Genomic DNA, 16,036 nt, shown 5'->3' with positions numbered 1-16,036 from the left:
AGATTACATAGTATGCAAAAGGGAATTCCTACATAAAAAGGAGGCCAACATCATGGGCTTGATTTTGATCATCGGCGTAACTATCGCGTTCCTGTCAGCCATCTTCACTGCCGGCTATAACGACAAACCAGGGATGAATAAGTAAGAAGAACGGTATACAAAAAAGGATCGGAATCTGGGATTCCGGTCCTTTTTTTGATTGTCAGCAGAACTAGATGTGCCTGATGGAGTGCGGCCATATTTGGACGAGGCTTTTCTTTTCTGGTTGTGTGTCATGCATTGATGAGGGCTCTTTCTATGCATGACTTGCCTTTTTAGTGCTGGGTCATGCATCGATTGGGCCTCTTTCTATGCTTGACTTGCCTTTTTAACACTGGGGCATGCATCGATTGGGCCTCTTTCTATGCATGACTTGTCTTTTTAATACTGTGTCATGCATCGATTGGGCCTCTTTCTATGCATGACTTTCCTTTTTAATACTGGGTCATGCATCGATTGGGTCTCTTTCTATGCATGACTTTCCTTTTTAATGCTGGGTCATGCATCGATTGGGCCTCTTTCTATGCATGACTTTCCTTTTCAGAGCTGTGTCATGCATCGATTGGAACTTTTTCATCCACGACTGCCCTTTCCCGGCACATCTCATGTATCCCGGAACGCTCCCCAAATACATGACTGCCCTTTTTCAGAAACACTCATGAATCCCATAAGCCAATCCTACAGCCACTCCCTGCCCCATTAAGCAAAGAAAGCCTCCAATCACTTCAAATCCAGTTTATTCTTATTCACAAAATCCTTCATATACATCCGCACCGGCCTTTCGAGCATGGCTGCCATCTGGCCGGTCCAGGTGTCTTTCCTCATGTTTTGCGTGCGTTCGGCATAATAAGCTGACACCGTTTGATTATAGTCATCAAGCTGCTGTTTATACTTTTCATGATCCTGCTGGTAGCCATTTTCGTGATAGACATGCTCTAAAGGAAGCCTTGGCTTTTTGTCGGGATTCTGGGCTGGGTATCCTACGCTCAGGCCAAAGAGGGGGATGACCCTTTCTGGTGTACCCAGCACCTTGGCAGCTTCCTCGAGCTGATTGCGGATGCCGCCGATATAGCAGACGCCAAGGCCCATTGACTCTGCGGCGACTGTTGCATTCTGGGCCGCAAGCGCAGCGTCAATCAGCGCAACCATGAATTTTTCCGTGCTTTCAAGGGACTCGCTTAGATCCTTCCCTTCCATTTCAGAAAGGACATGATGGCGGTTCAGGTCCGCACAGAAAACGAAGAAGTGCCCGTTATGCGCTACATAGGACTGGTTTCCCGCCAATTCAGACAGCTTCTGTTTCTTTTCTGGATCAGTTATGCCGATGATGGTGTATGCCTGAATGAAGCTTGAGCTGGAAGCGGCCTGAGCACAGGATACAATCGTTTCCACCTGTTCCCTCGTAAGCTCCCTTTCCTCAAATTTTCTGATTGACCGGTGGGCCAGTATGGTTTCTACCGTTTTGTTCATGGTATGTACCTCCTCTAATGAATATCTTCATTTTAACCTAATCCCGGTACAATATCATAAAAGACAGCTCGGCGCCTTCCCATCTTAAGCTGCAAAAAAAGAAGGCCATATCCCCCTGGACATGGCCTCGATCCTTTATGTTAAATGCCGGTAATCCTGCTGCCTCAATGCTTCATAGATAAGAATGGCAGCCGTGTTGGACAGGTTCAAAGAACGAACATTGCCGGTCATCGGAATGCGGAGGGCGCGGTCCTTGTTATTTTCCTTGACCTCTGCCGGAAGACCTGTCGTTTCTTTGCCAAAAATGAAATAATAATCTTTTTCCTTGTCGCTGTATTCAAAGCTTGTATACGGCTTCTTCCCGAATTTGGTTAAATAGAAGAATTCGCCGCCGGCATTTTTTTCATAAAACTCATCCAATGAATCATAATAAAAAATAGTTACATGCTGCCAATAATCAAGGCCTGCCCGTTTGAGCATTTTGTCATCAGTGGAAAATCCAAGGGGCCTGATCAGGTGCAGGGTTGTATCTGTTGCTGCACAGGTACGGGCGATATTGCCCGTATTGGCCGGGATTTCCGGCTGGTATAGTACTACATGTATTGCCACGTCCATCACCTCATCAAGTGAAACTTTATCTGCGGAGTATTTTATCCCCAATACTCAAAAAAAACTCTACCAGCTATTATACCACTCTTTACCCCTCATACAACCAGGTCAGGATTCATCATCAATGCTGATGAACTTGTATTTAATATTCGGTGTATAGGCGGTTGAGTCTTCATATGCCCAGTTGCGCATCCGGCTGTTGAAGGTATGGGCGTTGACAAGCGGTGTCCCGTCGCTCTGCTTGGCTGTCACGATCGTCGTATGGTCAAAGCGGCCATCGCCCTGGAAATCATAGCAGATTACATCGCCCAGCTGCAGAAGATCGGCACTGCCAACCTCCATTCCCTTCAGCCCTGTCCGGGAGCCCGGCAGATACCAGCGCAGCGAGTTGGCGACCGTCCAGCTGTAGCTCCAATTATCGCTCCTCATCCACCAGCCCTTTGAACGGTTCGGGTAGCCTCTCATAGGCGCTTCACCCGCATGGAGGCACTGTGAAATATAATTCGTACAGTCGACCTCGAACTTCTTGTAGGCAGGATTATAGTCATTCCACCATCTTTCCGCATACTGGACAGCCTTCAGTCGGTCATATCTGAATCCCGCTCTTTCCCCATCATCGGCAGGCTCCGCCGGAAGCGCAGCCGGCTCTTCCATATGAAGGAATGGATTTATTTCGCCGTCGCCGACCAGCACCCCTTTATAAAATTCAGCCTCACGCTGCTCGACTTCCTCCTCCAGATACATCCCGTCCTTATTTTTTATCAAATATTGAAAGTGAACATAATAACGGACTGTGCTGAGCTCATCGGCGTCCTGTCCTGCTTTTTCAATAATCTTCCCTGAAGCTTTCGCTTTAACAATTTCCCCGGCTCTTCTTGAGAGAATATCCTTTTTCCTTTCAATTTTCGGGCATTTGCGAAAGTCATTCCGGGAATGGGACACACACTGCTGGACCCTCTGCTCCAGCAGCTCCTGAAGCTGTTTTTTCATATATGCATTCCTCCCATCATTCATTCATATGAAAGCAAATGCCGATTCATTTCTTAAAATGGCCTCTAAAGGATCTGATAAATGACCATAAAAAAAGAGAGGCTCCCCTCTCTTTAACTGAACCTATATAAGCTGTTTTCCATTTCCCTGCGCACATCTTCGTCTGTCTCCTTTTCAAGGGCAGACTCGACAGCTCCTCTTGCCTCCAGCCCGCCGATCTTCCCGAGTGCCCAGGCTGCTGTCCCTCTGATAACCGGCCTTGGGTCTGACTTCATTACAAGGATCAGGTCATCGACAGCTGTTTCGTCCTTATAATGGGCAAGGACGATAATGGCATTCCGCTGGATCGGCTTCTTGCCTCTCCAAGAACCGGATACATGGCCGAATTTCTCCTTAAACTCCCTGTTGCTCATATGAAGCAGCGGCTTTAACAGCGGTTTGGCAATCTCAGGATCCGGCTCCATTTCTTCATGAAAATGAAAATCCTTGCCCTTATTTTTCGGACAGACTGTCTGGCATGTGTCACAGCCATAAAGCCTGTTGCCGATTTTTACCCTGAATTCTTCCTCAAGAAAGCCTTTTGTCTGTGTCAGGAACGCTATGCAGCGCTTGGAATCCAGCTGGCCCCCGCCGACAAGCGCGCCTGTCGGGCAGACATCGACGCACAGATTGCAGGTACCGCATCCGTCTTCAATCGGTTCATCCGGCTCGAGCGGAAGATTTGTAATCATTTCGCCCAAATACACATAAGAGCCGAACTCAGGCGTGATAATGGAGCAGTTCTTTCCGCTCCAGCCAATCCCGGCCCTTTCAGCAACCGCCCGGTCTACGAGCTCTCCTGTGTCGACCATTGATTTAAGCTTTGCTTCAGGCAGCCTTTCCCGGATATACGCTTCAAGCTTGCCAAGGCGGTCCCTCAGTACTGTATGATAATCCGTCCCCCAGGAGGCACGGCAGAAAATCCCGCGCCGCTCGCCCCTTTTGCTGACAACACGGGTCTTCATCTTTGAAGGATAAGCAAGGGCAATGGAGATGATGGACATCGGCTCATCCATCAACAGGGCCGGATCAGTTCTTTTTTCAATATCAGGCTCTTCAAAGCCTGATTGATAATTAAGCTCCTGCTGCCTGATGAGCCTGCCCTTCATCTCACCGAAAGTGCTGGCAGAGGCGAATCCGATCTTATCGATGCCGATCGTTTTGCTGTAATCGATGATATCCTGCTTAAACTCTGAATAGTTCATATCCTCCCGCTCCTTTCATCCTTTTGTTTTGTATATAAAAAGGCAAAATCGCCAAGATATTTATTCGCATCCTTTCTATGATAAACTATTTTAAAGGATTTTTGGAGGTGAAAGGTTTGGAAATCAGCATAACGCCTGATTTAAGGCATAAGGTGCCCGGATTCAAGGCAGGCATCATTGAATATGAAAACATTGTGGTAGGAGATTCCCCGCAAATGCTGAAAGGGCGGCTGCAGCTGTTCCAGGAATCGATTTTCTTTGAGCTCGAGAACAAGAATGTGACAGAATTCGATGGAATCAAGGAATGGAGGCAGGTGTTCAAGCAGGCGGGAAAAGATCCGAATCGATACCGCCATTCAGCTGAGGCCCTATTCCGGAGGATCAAGAAGCAGAATTACCTTTCCACTGTGAACAGTGCTGCAGATCTGAATAATTTTTTCTCACTTGAATATCAGTCTCCAATCGGCATCTATGATAAAAGCCATTTGGAAGGGCCGATCCGTTTTCGGCTGGGACATGGAGAAGAAGAGTATACGGGCTTGAACGGCAGGCCGAATTCACTTGAAAACCTGATAATCACTGAAGACAAGAACGGTCCATTCGGCAGTCCGTTTGTCGACTCCAATCGTGCCCCTGTTACAAAGGAAACAACTGATGCAGTGCAGGTCATCTATTTCAGACCGTCTCTTGATAAAGACAACTGTGCCAGATTAGCGGAATCCCTTATGGGGATGTTTTTGCAGGTTCATGGCGGGGAAGGAAAATTCCATATCGTTGAATAAGAAAAACGCAGAGGCATTGTTATGCATCTGCGTTTTTGCTGTGGGCTTTGCTTCCCCCCATTACTCCAGGACAATGCTTTTGCCTGACTCACTGCTCTTATAAATAGCATCAATGATCCTTGAAACCTGGAGGGCCTCTTCCGGCTTAACAATCAGCTCTTCTTTTCCCAGACAGCTATTGAGAAAATTCCTTGCCTGCGGTATGCCGGGATCCTCCTCCCCGGGCAGCCACTCTGCCTCACTATTCAGAAGCATCCCATTCTTCAGCTGGTTCAGCTGGAATGGAAAAACATCAATTCCTCCGGTGAGCCCGGAAATGCCAAGGCTTTCTTCATCATTTTTGATATTGGCCATCCAGGAGGTCTCGAACAGGAGGGAGGCGCCATTTCCAAAGCGGATATAGGCTGTCACATGGTCCTCAACTTCGATGGTTTTATAATCATAATCTCCCCAAAGGTTCACCTGGTTTTCCATCCTGCTGAGATGATTGTAGGCTGTTCCCGTTACCTCAACAGGGTCCGGGCTGCCGAGCAGCCATAATGCAAGATCAAGGAAATGGCAGCCATAGTCAATCATGGCGCCTCCTCCCTGCAGCTCTTTATTGGTAAAAACGCCCCAGCCCGGAACCTTCCTTCTCCTCAGTGCCTTTGCCCGGGCAACGATCGGCTGGCCGATTTCGTTTTCCTCTATGACCTTTTTAGCAGCTCTTGCTTCTTTCATAAACCGATAATGATAGGCAATCGCCAGCTGTTTGCCTGATTCCTTAGAGGCCTTAATCATTTCTTCGCATTCTTCGGCAGTCATCGCCATTGGCTTTTCACAGAGAACATGCTTTCCGGCTTTCAATGCTGCCACAGAGATTTCGGCATGATATCGGTTCGGCGTGCAAATCACTACAGCATCCACCATTTCCAGCATATCCTGATACTCCCCAAAGGCGTGCGGCACGCCGAATTTTTCTGCTGTGAGTTTGGCAGTCTCTTCATGAATATCACAGATCGCTTCAACAGAGGCCAGCTCTGATAATGTCAGCAGTGCGGGGATATGGCGGCTCTGCGCAATCCCGCCTGCCCCGATAATTCCAACACGCAGCTTTTCCATACAATCCCCCCCTAAGAAATTTTCACTATTTTCCCGGACTGGCCCGACTCCAGCGCAGCAAGGACAACCCTTAAGGATCTCAGTCCTTCTTCCCCGCTCACAGGAGGCTCCTTGTCTTCCGCAATACTGTCGATGAATGTACTGATAACATGGGACTGCGTCTGCTTTCCTTCTTCATTCGTCTGGATGCCGCCAAGCTCATATTTCAGGGTTTCTCCGTTCCTGTATTGGATGACGAGGGAGTTGACTGGGTCATCCTCAAGCCTGAGTATGGCATTCTCAGCATAGATGATAGTTGAATTATCTTCTTTTGATACGTAGGACCAGCTTGCTGCCAGGGTTCCGATCACACCGCTTTCCGTTTTTAAAATGCAGACGGCCGTATCATCCACATCGCTGTTTTCCTTGGAGCTTGCTTCCACAAAAGCGCCGGCCTGTGTGATCTCCTCTCCAAGCAAATAGCGGATCAGGTCGGTTTTATGTACCCCGAGATCTCCCATTGCCCCGATAAAGGCCTCGCTTTTCCGGAAAAACCAGCTGTCCTTTCCATCCGCACTCCATCCTTCCGGTCCGCCATGGCCAAAAGCCGTCCTGAAGCTGTATATCTTACCGGCTTCCCCGCTGGCTATGAACGCACGGGCTTTCTGATGGGAAGGAACAAACCGCTGATTATGGCCGATCATCAGCTTTTTCCCATATTTCCCTGCCGCTTCTATCATGCTCTCTGCTTCCTCCACAGACACAGCCATCGGCTTTTCACAAAGAACATGCTTCCCGGCCTTCAGTGCGGCAATGGAGATGGGTGCATGCAAATAATTCGGTGTGCACACGCTCACTGCATCTATTTCCGGATTTTCCAGCAGATCCTCATAGCTTGTATATGCTTCAGCATGATACAGGGCAGCCATATCCATCGCCCTTTCTTCCACAATATCACAGACAGCCATGATTTCAGCCCTGCCGTTCAGGTGGTATTCCGGCAGATGCCTGTGCTTGGCAATGCTGCCGCACCCGATGACCCCAACCTTGATCTTTTTCATCCCTGCGCCTCCCCATTCTTCCCTTTTATCTGCTCCAAGGGCTGTGCATTTCCATATTTCACTTCAGGCTGCTGCGATCCCTTTGCCCACCTGACTGCGTTGATAATGACCCTTTGGACATCTTGATGGTAATAAGTAGGATAGGTTTCATGCCCAGGCCGGAAATAAAATACTTTTCCTTTCCCGCGCTGATAGGTGCAGCCGCTCCGGAACACTTCTCCTCCCTCGAACCAGCTGACCATCACGAGCTGGTCCGGCGCCGGGATATCGAAATGCTCTCCGTACATTTCCTCCTGCTCCAATTCGATATACTCCCCCAGTCCTTCAGCAATCGGATGGCTCGGATCCACGATCCAGATCCTTTCCTTTTCGTCAGCTTCCCGCCATTTCAGATCACAGGAAGTTCCCATTAATGCTTTGAAGATTTTTGAAAAGTGGCCTGAATGAAGAACGATCAGCCCCATGCCGTCCAGCACCCGCTGTTTCACCCTGTCAACAATTTCATCCGGGACCGCATCATGGGCGATATGCCCCCACCAGATCAGTACATCTGTATCTCTCAGAACCTCCCGGGTCAATCCGCATTCCGGCTCATCGAGCGTTGCTGTCCTTACCTCAAACGATTCCCCTTCCAGGAAGGAGGCGATCGCTCCATGGATTCCATCCGGATATACGGCCCTCACTTCCGCGTTTTTCTGTTCATGCTGATTCTCATTCCATACCGTCACTTTTGCCATTTTTCTTCCTCCTAGCTGCTGCCCGGCGGCAGATTCCGATATTCATTCGGTGTATAGCCGGTCAGCTTTTTAAAAACCTTGCTGAAATACTTTTCATTCTGATACCCAACCTGATAGGCAATTTCGTAAATTTTCAAAGAAGGGCTCCCAAGCAGCTCTTTCGCCTTTTCCATCCGGATATTGGTCAAATAATCTGTAATCGTTGCCTGAAAGTCCTGCTTGAATCTCCTGGATATATACTCTCTGCTCAAATAGAAACGGTCCGCGATATCCTGGAGTGTGATATCAAGATGATAATTCCGGACCAGAAACTCTTCAATCTGTTTAATGCTATTCTCTTTCTGGGGAGCTTTCGTTTCTTTCTGCTCTCTTAATCCACCCCATGCCATGCTCGAAGCAGCAAGGTCATTGACTGCCCTGCCAAGCGTTTCATTCAGCAATTCCGGATCAATAGGCTTCAAAATATAATCAAAACTTTTATAATAGATGGCGTTTCTCATATATTCATAGTCATCGTATCCGCTGACAACAATCGTCTTTCCCCGGCATTTAGAACCATGGATCCATTTGAGAAGGCTGATGCCGTCGCACTTGGGCATATTCATATCGGTAAAAATAATATCAGGCTGCACTTCGCCGATCAGCCTGATAGCCTCTTCCCCGTCCTCTGCCTCAAAGATGGAGCTGATTCCATGCTTTTCCCATTCTGCAAGCATCAGAAGCCCTTCCCTGACATGCTTTTCATCATCGATGATGATTGCCTTCATCCTCTTCGCCCCCTGGGTGCAGCGGAAGCTTCATGGAAACGATAAAGCCTTTGCCCCCATGATTTCCAAGCTGCAGGATAGCTTCTTCTCCGTAATAAAGCATCAGCCGCCCATACACATTCCTGAGCCCGATGCTCGTGCTTTCCCCTCTGGCCTCCAGCGGCCCGCCTTTAATACGGCGCCATATGTCCCTCAGCCTGCCATCATCCGCGCCGCCGCCATTATCACTAATATCTATGCAAAGAAACCCGCTGTCTTTATAACATTCGATATTCAGCTCGCCTGTCCCTTCACCTGGAGTAAATCCGTGCTTAAAATAATTCTCAATCACCGGCTGCAGCAGCATCTTAGGAACTTTGACGGATGAGACCTCTTCCCCTGCATCTATTTTGTAGATAAACTTCCCGCCGAACCTCTCTTTCTGCAGAAGTAGGAAAGCCTTTGTATAATTAATTTCTTTTATCAGCGGCACCCTGTCCTCCTCCATGTCCATTCCGTACCTCATGATTTTTGAAAGATGCGTGATCAGGGTATAGATCTGCGGGACTTTGTTCTTCAGGGCAACCGTTCCGATCGACTGGAGGGCATTATAAAGGAAATGCGGGTTGATCTGCGACTGGAGCACCTTCAGCTGATTTGTTTTATTCTCAATCTCCAGCTTATATTCCCTGTTGATGAGATGGTTGATTTTTTCAATCATCTCATTGAACCTCATTCCCAGAATGCCGATTTCATCCTTCCCGAATGAATCATATTCCACATTCATATCTCCCCGCTCTACCTGGCTGATGCTTCTCAGCAGCACCCGGATCGGCGAGGTGATCCTAAAAGAAACGAATAAGGTGGCCAGGATGACCAGCGTGAGACCGATGATGCCAAAAAGGATATTGATTTTCGCCACGCTAAAAGCGCTTTCATATAAAGTTGAATCCGGGACCCGCTTCACAAGGAACCAGCCGCCCGCACTTTCTTCCATCTGCTCATAAATCATCATGCCGCTGAAATCATCTTTCTTCCATTCAAGCGTCCCCGCCTTATTTCCTGAATTCAAAATGGCATCCACCCATTTTTCGTGCACCTGCCTGCTTGCAGCATCCTCATCTGAGCTATAAATGAGCCGGCCATCCGGAGATACGATATAAAATTCCTCGCTTCCCAAAGTATAAAGATTCCTGCTTAGATCCACGATCTCATCCGGAGCGATTTCAAGAGTGATATAAGCCAGCACATTGTCTGATGGGATATTTGTAAACGCACGATGCACTGCCATGATATTTCGGGAATTCGTCTGTTCCATCAGCGGTTCAATATACATATGTGAGGAGCTGTCCCTTGCTCTATTGAAGGCCTCGGCGCTTTTGGCGCTCCTTCCTTTCAGGAAGACAACTGTAGATCTCCTCGAGGCGGATATGACCCTGTCTTCATCTGCAAAAGCTATCTGAACCCTGTTAATGGTATCCCCGGCATATAGTATGGTCTGGACCACATTTTTCATGATGCCGATCGTTAAGTAATTGTCCTCATCTTTAGAAGATCTCAGGAAATTTAAGAAGCCGGGATTATTGTACAGAGACAATGTCAATCCATTCAGCTCATTCATATAGCTCTCCAGGTTGATTTTGCCCTGATAGAGAAGCTTGCTGTTTTCCTCTACAGCCTGATTTTTCAAAAACTCCTTCGTATGGAAGTAGGTAATGATAATCGATGTGCCGAAAGGAATGATTGTGATCAGCAGCAGCAGGACGATCAGTTTATTGCGGATACTGTTCTTAATCATAAATAGTCCCCCCAGGCTCTGATAATGTAAGTATATATGGGACTGGGTAAGACATGCTGAAGATTTTTTCATTTGTGGAAAATAAAAAGCATGCCCTGTTGCAGACATGCTTTTTATCCTGGCAGGGAATCCCTGCTTTTACTTTAAGTTATCCCAGGTTTTCTGGAACCTCTCGAGCAGAGTATCATAATCAATTTTACCTGCAGCATATTCCTGGATGGCAGCCGCGAATTCCTTGTTCGCTCCATCAGGCCATCTGAACCATGTCCAAGGAATAGTTTTCTCTTCTTTGGAGTACTCAAGGATTGACTGGCCGAGATCGCCAAGACCTGATGCCTCAATATTGTCAAAAGCAGGGATGAAAGCAAATTCCTCAGTTAAATAGCGTTTTCCTGTATCAGAAGATACCATCCATTCCAGGAACAATTTTGCTTCGTCCAGGTGCTCGGAATTCTTATTCAGAACCCAGTTATTCGGTACACCGACAGGAAGCCGGTCTGCAGTTTCATCGTCTGAAATCGGAATCGGCAGGAAGCCCATATTCATATCAGGATTAACCTCATAGATCATATTTTCAGTCCAGTTCCCCTGCTGCAGCATGGCAGTCTGGCCTGCTGCAAATTGGGTGACCTGCGTGTTATAGTCAGTGGTCAATGGATTGTCATTTCCAAAATTGATTTCTGTATCAAGCACTTCTTTAAACTGCTCGAATTGCTCATTATCCGTGAATTTCTCTTTCCCATCATAAAGGCCTTCAATAAAGGCAATAGGATCTTCCTGCTGGGCAAAAGGAATATTCAGCAAATGCTGCCCGATGACCCACCATTCCCCATATCCGGCTGAGAAAGGCGTAATGCCGCTGTCCTTCAGTTTCTTTGCGGCATCCTTGAGCTCTGAAATATTGGCAGGAGGCTCTGTAATGCCCGCTTTCTCAAACAAGTCTTTATTATAGACAAATCCGTATCCTTCAAGGTTGACCGGCATGCCGTAAAGCTTTCCGTCAGTGTCTGTCATCGGCACTTTGCCGATCGGGAGAAGATGCTCAACCCATGGCTCACCGGACAGGTCGGCCAGATGCTCCTTCCAAAGCTCCAGTTCTTTAAAGCCGCCATTGTTGAAAATATCAGGCTGCTCGCCAGAAGCAAATTTCGCTTTCAGCGCAGCACCGTAGTCGGCACCGCCGCCAACAGTTTCAAGCTTCACTTTAATGTTTGGATGCTCGGCTTCAAATTCCTTAATCATTTCCTGAAGCTGGTCGGCAATTTCAACTTTAAACTGGAACAGATTAAGAGTAACAGTTTCTTCCCCGGAATCCTTTGTCCCCTCTTTATCATCAGTTCCAGAAGTGCTTTCTGACGAACAGCCCGCCATGATCCCGAACGTGAATAGCATGGACAGGCAAATAAGCAATAAGCGTTTCATTGTCATTGACCTCCTTAAATTCTATTTATATATCATTTTTGCGGCACATGCTTGCAACCGCGAAAATTTGATATCTATTTGATGGAGCCTGATGCTATGCCTTTAATAATATGCTTCTGCAGGAACAGGAAGAAAATAATGACCGGTGTTATACCAAGCACAAGCGCTGCCAGGCCCATATCCCACTGCTTTGTATATTGGGCAAAGAAGGAACTGGTGGCGAGCGGGATTGTCCTCAGCTCAGCATCCTGCAGCACCAGGAGAGGAAGCAGGAAATCATTCCAGATCCATAAGGTATTAAGGATGACAACCGTAACAGTAATCGGCTTTAAAAGCGGGAAAACAATCCTCCAAAAAACGCCGAACTGGCTGCAGCCATCAATCAGTGCCGATTCTTCTATCTCCCTTGGAACAGTTTTGACAAATCCATGGTACAGGAACAGGGAAAGCGGAACGCCAAACCCAAAATACATCATGATCAGCCCGGGTATGCTGTTTGTAATATTCAGTGCGCCTCCGAGCTTCATCAGCGGGATCATCACCGTCTGAAAGGGAATGACCATTGCAGAGACAAACAGGATGAACAAGACCCTGCTGAAGCGCCCGGGAGTCCTCACCATTTTCCAGGCAGCCATTGAACTGATGACCACAAGCCCAATATTGCTTAGTACAGTGATGATCAGTGAATTCCAGAATGCCCTCGGAAAATTAATGATTTCCCAGACCTTCGAATAGTTTGCAAACAACACTTCCTTTGGAAAAGCAGCTGCATCCAATAAGATTTCAGCAAAGCTCTTGACGGAATTAACCGCCACAAAATAGAAAGGGATCAGAAAAATCACTCCAAGTATAATGCCGATTATCTCCAGCAGAAATGTCCTTCCGGTATACTTGCGATTCATCAGGCTTCAACCTCCTTCCTTTTCGTCATAACTACCTGAACCGTTGTAAAAACGGCGACAATCAGGAAGAAAAGAATCGATTTGGCCGTCCCGAGACCATAGCGGTTATTTTGGAAAGCCTCCTGATAAATATTGATGGCTACAGACTGTGTTGAATTGAACGGACCCCCATTTGTAAGAGAAAGATTCAAATCAAATATCTTAAAGGCCATTGATATGGTCAGAAAGAAACAAATAGTGAATGCCGGAATGATGAGCGGCATGATAATGCGGGTAAGAAGTGTCCAGTTTGAGGCTCCGTCAATCCTTGCTGCCTCAAGAAGGGAATGATCCACTCCCTGCAGGGCTGCGATATAAATCACCATCATATAGCCGCTTACCTGCCATGCAAATACAATGACAATCCCCCAAAAAGCTGTAGTCTCATCTCCCAGCCAGGCAAGCTTGAATAACGCCAGGCCAGTCATATTTCCGATGGAAGCAAAGGCTTTGACAAAGATGAACTGCCAGATGAATCCAAGCAGCAGGCCGCCAATTACATTTGGTATGAAGAAGACTGTTCTGAGAATATTCCGGGTCTTCAATGCCGCGTTAAGAAGCAGGGCAAGTCCAAAGCCAATTAAATTGCTGATGACCACTGAGGCTAGCATGAACTTGGTTGTAAACACGAAAGATTGGAAAAAATTTGGATCATCCTTGAAAATTTTAATATAGTTTTGCAGCCCGACCCATTCGACAGCTGAGCTTACACCATTCCAAGAGGTAAAAGAATAATATAATCCCATTAGGAACGGAATCACCTGTATAAGGAAAAAAAATATGATGGCCGGACCGGTAAAAGCCGCATATATCAATATGCTTCTCAGACGTGCTTTACGTTTGCTTGCTGTATTTCTTGCAGCTTCGCCCTTTATTGAGGCCAACTCTGTTTTTGCATCCAATTTTAATCTCACCGCCCTTTTGTAATCGCTTTCTTTTATTATAGGAGGCTATCAAATAAAAAGGGGCAACACAATTGACCAAAAGAGGGGAAAAATTTTGACTTCTTTATAGAGGGAGAGGATTGGGCTGCCAATTTACCGGGCTGTATCGGGAGTACGTTAATCAGGATCAAGACAAAGAAAAAACGCAATGCTTCGTTTTCTGGAAACGAAACACTGCGTTGATGAAATTATGTATGGAGCGGGTGATGGGAATCGAACCCACGACATCAGCTTGGAAGGCTGAGGTTTTACCATTAAACTACACCCGCATCGAAAATTGTTGAAATTTGTCGATGACTTTACAAAAATAAAAACAGGAGACCCTGTAGGAAAAGAAAATGATACCGGTGGCCGGGGTCGAACCGGCACTCCAGAAGGAACACGATTTTGAGTCGTGCGCGTCTGCCAATTCCGCCACACCGGCATATCATTTAATTAAGCGTTCATTCTCCATCTCTTTGATTAGGAATGGAGGCGGCAACCGGAATCGAACCGGTGATAAAGGTTTTGCAGACCTCTGCCTTACCTCTTGGCTATGCCGCCAGAACGTTTGGAGCGGAAGACGGGATTCGAACCCGCGACCCCCACCTTGGCAAGGTGATGTTCTACCACTGAACTACTTCCGCAAATGGCTGGGCTAGCTGGATTCGAACCAACGCATGACGGAGTCAAAGTCCGTTGCCTTACCGCTTGGCTATAGCCCAATAATATTATATGCATGAAATGCAATATTGTGATTAAAAAATGGGGCGACTGATGGGAATCGAACCCACGAATGTCGGAACCACAATCCGATGCGTTAACCACTTCGCCACAATCGCCATAATAAAATTGGCAGGGGTAGTAGGAATCGAACCCACACTGGAGGTTTTGGAGACCTCTGTTCTACCTTTAAACTATACCCCTGTATAATGGTGGAGGGGGACGGATTCGAACCGCCGAACCCTGAGGGAGCGGATTTACAGTCCGCCGCGTTTAGCCACTTCGCTACCCCTCCACGTTAAGGTGGTGCCGGCTAGAGGACTTGAACCCCCAACCTACTGATTACAAGTCAGTTGCTCTACCAATTGAGCTAAACCGGCTTACAAACAATGATGGCTCAGGACGGAATCGAACCGCCGACACAAGGATTTTCAGTCCTTTGCTCTACCGACTGAGCTACTGAGCCATAATAAAATTTACATCCTAAACCTTGTATGTTTCAAGTCCTTTGTTCGTCAGTTCTTACGAACTTCCTCACAGATTGCCGCAGAAGCTGTTCAATGAAGGTAGCAATCTGCTCTACCGGCTGAGCTACTGAGCCTAACTAAAACTAAAATGGCGGTCCCGACGGGAATCGAACCCGCGATCTCCTGCGTGACAGGCAGGCATGTTAACCGCTACACCACGGGACCAGATTGCGGGGGCAGGATTTGAACCTGCGACCTTCGGGTTATGAGCCCGACGAGCTACCGGACTGCTCCACCCCGCGACAATAAAAAGTTATAATGGTGGAGGATGACGGGATCGAACCGCCGACCCTCTGCTTGTAAGGCAGATGCTCTCCCAGCTGAGCTAATCCTCCGAAATGGTGACCCCTACGGGATTCGAACCCGTGTTACCGCCGTGAAAGGGCGGTGTCTTAACCGCTTGACCAAGGGGCCATATTATAATTTAAATGGCGGAGAGCAAGGGATTTGAACCCTTGAGACAGCTATAAACCGCCTACACGATTTCCAATCGTGCTCCTTCGGCCACTCGGACAGCTCTCCATAATTGGCTCCGCAGGTAGGATTCGAACCTACGACCGTTCGGTTAACAGCCGAATGCTCTACCACTGAGCTACTGCGGAATGATAGTATATTAGGATACTTTCGCCCGGCAGCGTCCTACTCTCACAGGAGGAGAACCTCCAACTACCATCGGCGCTGAGAAGCTTAACTTCCGTGTTCGGTATGGGAACGGGTGTGACCTTCTCGCTATCGCCACCAGACTATTTTTTCAAGACAAGTATTATTATACCGTCTTTTTATTATTTTGCAAGAGGAATTTTAAAATTTTATTCCTTCAAAACTAGATAATGCAGAAGAAGAATTACAAAGCAATCAAATGTGGTTAAGTCCTCGATCTATTAGTATCTGTCAGCTCCACGTGTCACCACGCTTCCACCTCAGACCTATCAACCTGATCATCT

Annotated in this window: 13 protein-coding genes, 16 tRNA genes and 2 rRNA genes; 1 reads left to right on the top strand and 30 read right to left on the bottom strand. The window is 47.3% G+C overall.

Going from position 1 to position 16,036, the window contains the following annotated elements; all coding sequences use genetic code 11:
- Window positions 1-759: 759 nt before the first annotated feature.
- The 4 genes from nfsA to queG all read right to left on the bottom strand — a co-directional run bounded on the left by nfsA (window position 760) and on the right by queG (window position 4,352).
- On the bottom strand, window positions 760-1,509 hold the full coding sequence (gene nfsA, locus ACQCVH_RS16870; protein ID WP_426836787.1) for an oxygen-insensitive NADPH nitroreductase: 750 nt from the start codon (window positions 1,507-1,509) through the stop codon (window positions 760-762).
- Window positions 1,510-1,644: 135 nt separating this feature from the next.
- Window positions 1,645-2,118: a tRNA (uridine(34)/cytosine(34)/5-carboxymethylaminomethyluridine(34)-2'-O)-methyltransferase TrmL gene (gene trmL, locus ACQCVH_RS16865; RefSeq protein WP_426836786.1), complete on the bottom strand. Its 474-nt coding sequence runs from the start codon at window positions 2,116-2,118 to the stop codon at window positions 1,645-1,647.
- A 108-nt stretch (window positions 2,119-2,226) separates the two neighbouring features.
- Window positions 2,227-3,108 carry an amidase domain-containing protein gene (locus ACQCVH_RS16860; RefSeq protein ID WP_426836785.1) on the bottom strand — a complete coding sequence of 294 codons (882 nt, stop codon included), beginning with the start codon at window positions 3,106-3,108 and terminating at the stop codon, window positions 2,227-2,229.
- 113 nt (window positions 3,109-3,221) lie between these two features.
- On the bottom strand, window positions 3,222-4,352 hold the full coding sequence (gene queG, locus ACQCVH_RS16855; RefSeq protein ID WP_426836784.1) for a tRNA epoxyqueuosine(34) reductase QueG: 1,131 nt from the start codon (window positions 4,350-4,352) through the stop codon (window positions 3,222-3,224).
- A gap of 116 nt (window positions 4,353-4,468) precedes the next feature.
- On the opposite strand from queG, the gene ACQCVH_RS16850 reads away from it, so the two are divergent.
- Window positions 4,469-5,134, top strand: coding sequence for a B3/B4 domain-containing protein (locus ACQCVH_RS16850; protein WP_426836783.1), 666 nt, complete (start codon window positions 4,469-4,471; stop codon window positions 5,132-5,134).
- A 60-nt stretch (window positions 5,135-5,194) separates the two neighbouring features.
- On the opposite strand, the gene ACQCVH_RS16845 is transcribed toward ACQCVH_RS16850, so the two are convergent.
- From ACQCVH_RS16845 to ACQCVH_RS16720, 26 genes are all read right to left on the bottom strand, one after another.
- Window positions 5,195-6,235: a Gfo/Idh/MocA family protein gene (locus ACQCVH_RS16845; RefSeq protein WP_426836782.1), complete on the bottom strand. Its 1,041-nt coding sequence runs from the start codon at window positions 6,233-6,235 to the stop codon at window positions 5,195-5,197.
- A gap of 11 nt (window positions 6,236-6,246) precedes the next feature.
- Window positions 6,247-7,275, bottom strand: coding sequence for a Gfo/Idh/MocA family protein (locus tag ACQCVH_RS16840; protein WP_426836781.1), 1,029 nt, complete (start codon window positions 7,273-7,275; stop codon window positions 6,247-6,249).
- On the bottom strand, window positions 7,272-8,012 hold the full coding sequence (locus ACQCVH_RS16835) for a ThuA domain-containing protein (protein WP_426836780.1): 741 nt from the start codon (window positions 8,010-8,012) through the stop codon (window positions 7,272-7,274). The genes ACQCVH_RS16840 and ACQCVH_RS16835 overlap by 4 nt, the downstream gene beginning before the upstream one ends.
- 11 nt (window positions 8,013-8,023) lie before the next feature.
- The gene (locus ACQCVH_RS16830) at window positions 8,024-8,779 is read right to left on the bottom strand and encodes a response regulator transcription factor (RefSeq protein WP_426836779.1); all 756 of its coding nucleotides are present in this window, start codon (window positions 8,777-8,779) and stop codon (window positions 8,024-8,026) included.
- On the bottom strand, window positions 8,757-10,556 hold the full coding sequence (locus ACQCVH_RS16825; RefSeq protein WP_426836778.1) for a cache domain-containing sensor histidine kinase: 1,800 nt from the start codon (window positions 10,554-10,556) through the stop codon (window positions 8,757-8,759). The genes ACQCVH_RS16830 and ACQCVH_RS16825 overlap by 23 nt, the downstream gene beginning before the upstream one ends.
- Window positions 10,557-10,694: 138 nt before the next feature.
- A complete protein-coding gene (locus ACQCVH_RS16820; RefSeq protein WP_426836777.1) occupies window positions 10,695-11,978 on the bottom strand; it encodes an ABC transporter substrate-binding protein in 1,284 nt (427 codons plus the stop codon).
- Window positions 11,979-12,052: 74 nt separating this feature from the next.
- Complete coding sequence (locus ACQCVH_RS16815) at window positions 12,053-12,880, bottom strand: carbohydrate ABC transporter permease (protein ID WP_426836776.1); 828 nt, start codon at window positions 12,878-12,880, stop codon at window positions 12,053-12,055.
- Window positions 12,880-13,803 carry a carbohydrate ABC transporter permease gene (locus ACQCVH_RS16810; RefSeq protein WP_426836963.1) on the bottom strand — a complete coding sequence of 308 codons (924 nt, stop codon included), beginning with the start codon at window positions 13,801-13,803 and terminating at the stop codon, window positions 12,880-12,882. Before ACQCVH_RS16810 ends, ACQCVH_RS16815 begins: the two co-directional genes overlap by 1 nt.
- A 255-nt stretch (window positions 13,804-14,058) precedes the next feature.
- Window positions 14,059-14,132: transfer RNA gene (locus ACQCVH_RS16805), tRNA-Gly, on the bottom strand.
- 73 nt (window positions 14,133-14,205) lie between these two features.
- Window positions 14,206-14,287: transfer RNA gene (locus tag ACQCVH_RS16800), tRNA-Leu, on the bottom strand.
- A 45-nt stretch (window positions 14,288-14,332) separates the two neighbouring features.
- Window positions 14,333-14,406 (bottom strand) — tRNA-Cys (locus tag ACQCVH_RS16795).
- An 8-nt stretch (window positions 14,407-14,414) separates the two neighbouring features.
- Window positions 14,415-14,489, bottom strand: a tRNA-Gly gene (locus tag ACQCVH_RS16790).
- A gap of 3 nt (window positions 14,490-14,492) precedes the next feature.
- Window positions 14,493-14,567 (bottom strand) — tRNA-Gln (locus ACQCVH_RS16785).
- A 41-nt stretch (window positions 14,568-14,608) separates the two neighbouring features.
- Window positions 14,609-14,684 (bottom strand) — tRNA-His (locus ACQCVH_RS16780).
- Between the two features lie 11 nt (window positions 14,685-14,695).
- Window positions 14,696-14,769, bottom strand: a tRNA-Trp gene (locus ACQCVH_RS16775).
- A gap of 6 nt (window positions 14,770-14,775) precedes the next feature.
- A tRNA-Tyr gene (locus ACQCVH_RS16770) sits at window positions 14,776-14,860 on the bottom strand.
- A 9-nt stretch (window positions 14,861-14,869) separates the two neighbouring features.
- A tRNA-Thr gene (locus tag ACQCVH_RS16765) sits at window positions 14,870-14,945 on the bottom strand.
- A gap of 13 nt (window positions 14,946-14,958) precedes the next feature.
- Window positions 14,959-15,031: transfer RNA gene (locus ACQCVH_RS16760), tRNA-Phe, on the bottom strand.
- Between the two features lie 150 nt (window positions 15,032-15,181).
- Window positions 15,182-15,257, bottom strand: a tRNA-Asp gene (locus ACQCVH_RS16755).
- A gap of 3 nt (window positions 15,258-15,260) precedes the next feature.
- A tRNA-Met gene (locus ACQCVH_RS16750) sits at window positions 15,261-15,334 on the bottom strand.
- Between the two features lie 17 nt (window positions 15,335-15,351).
- Window positions 15,352-15,427 (bottom strand) — tRNA-Val (locus ACQCVH_RS16745).
- A gap of 4 nt (window positions 15,428-15,431) precedes the next feature.
- Window positions 15,432-15,506, bottom strand: a tRNA-Glu gene (locus ACQCVH_RS16740).
- A gap of 15 nt (window positions 15,507-15,521) precedes the next feature.
- Window positions 15,522-15,614, bottom strand: a tRNA-Ser gene (locus tag ACQCVH_RS16735).
- Window positions 15,615-15,619: 5 nt separating this feature from the next.
- Window positions 15,620-15,694, bottom strand: a tRNA-Asn gene (locus tag ACQCVH_RS16730).
- Window positions 15,695-15,718: 24 nt separating this feature from the next.
- Window positions 15,719-15,835: ribosomal RNA gene (gene rrf / locus ACQCVH_RS16725) — 5S ribosomal RNA — on the bottom strand.
- Window positions 15,836-15,953: 118 nt separating this feature from the next.
- Window positions 15,954-16,036, bottom strand: a 23S ribosomal RNA gene (locus ACQCVH_RS16720); the annotation flags it as partial.

This window comes from Bacillus infantis (assembly GCF_050107595.1).
GTDB lineage: Bacteria > Bacillota > Bacilli > Bacillales > Cytobacillaceae > Bacillus_AB > Bacillus_AB infantis_C.
Note: the sequence above shows the minus strand (reverse complement) of the source record. Positions and strands in the feature narration are given on the sequence as shown.

Bases quoted from the DNA above. Each gene is read 5' to 3' on its own strand.
- nfsA (WP_426836787.1), bottom strand. From the start codon at position 1,509: ATGAACAAAACGGTAGAAACCATACTGGCCCACCGGTCAATCAGAAAA.
- ACQCVH_RS16860 (WP_426836785.1), bottom strand. From the start codon at position 3,108: ATGAAAAAACAGCTTCAGGAGCTGCTGGAGCAGAGGGTCCAGCAGTGT.
- queG (WP_426836784.1), bottom strand. From the start codon at position 4,352: ATGAACTATTCAGAGTTTAAGCAGGATATCATCGATTACAGCAAAACG.
- ACQCVH_RS16845 (WP_426836782.1), bottom strand. From the start codon at position 6,235: ATGGAAAAGCTGCGTGTTGGAATTATCGGGGCAGGCGGGATTGCGCAG.
- ACQCVH_RS16840 (WP_426836781.1), bottom strand. From the start codon at position 7,275: ATGAAAAAGATCAAGGTTGGGGTCATCGGGTGCGGCAGCATTGCCAAG.
- ACQCVH_RS16835 (WP_426836780.1), bottom strand. From the start codon at position 8,012: ATGGCAAAAGTGACGGTATGGAATGAGAATCAGCATGAACAGAAAAAC.
- ACQCVH_RS16830 (WP_426836779.1), bottom strand. From the start codon at position 8,779: ATGAAGGCAATCATCATCGATGATGAAAAGCATGTCAGGGAAGGGCTT.
- ACQCVH_RS16825 (WP_426836778.1), bottom strand. From the start codon at position 10,556: ATGATTAAGAACAGTATCCGCAATAAACTGATCGTCCTGCTGCTGCTG.
- ACQCVH_RS16820 (WP_426836777.1), bottom strand. From the start codon at position 11,978: ATGAAACGCTTATTGCTTATTTGCCTGTCCATGCTATTCACGTTCGGG.
- ACQCVH_RS16815 (WP_426836776.1), bottom strand. From the start codon at position 12,880: ATGAATCGCAAGTATACCGGAAGGACATTTCTGCTGGAGATAATCGGC.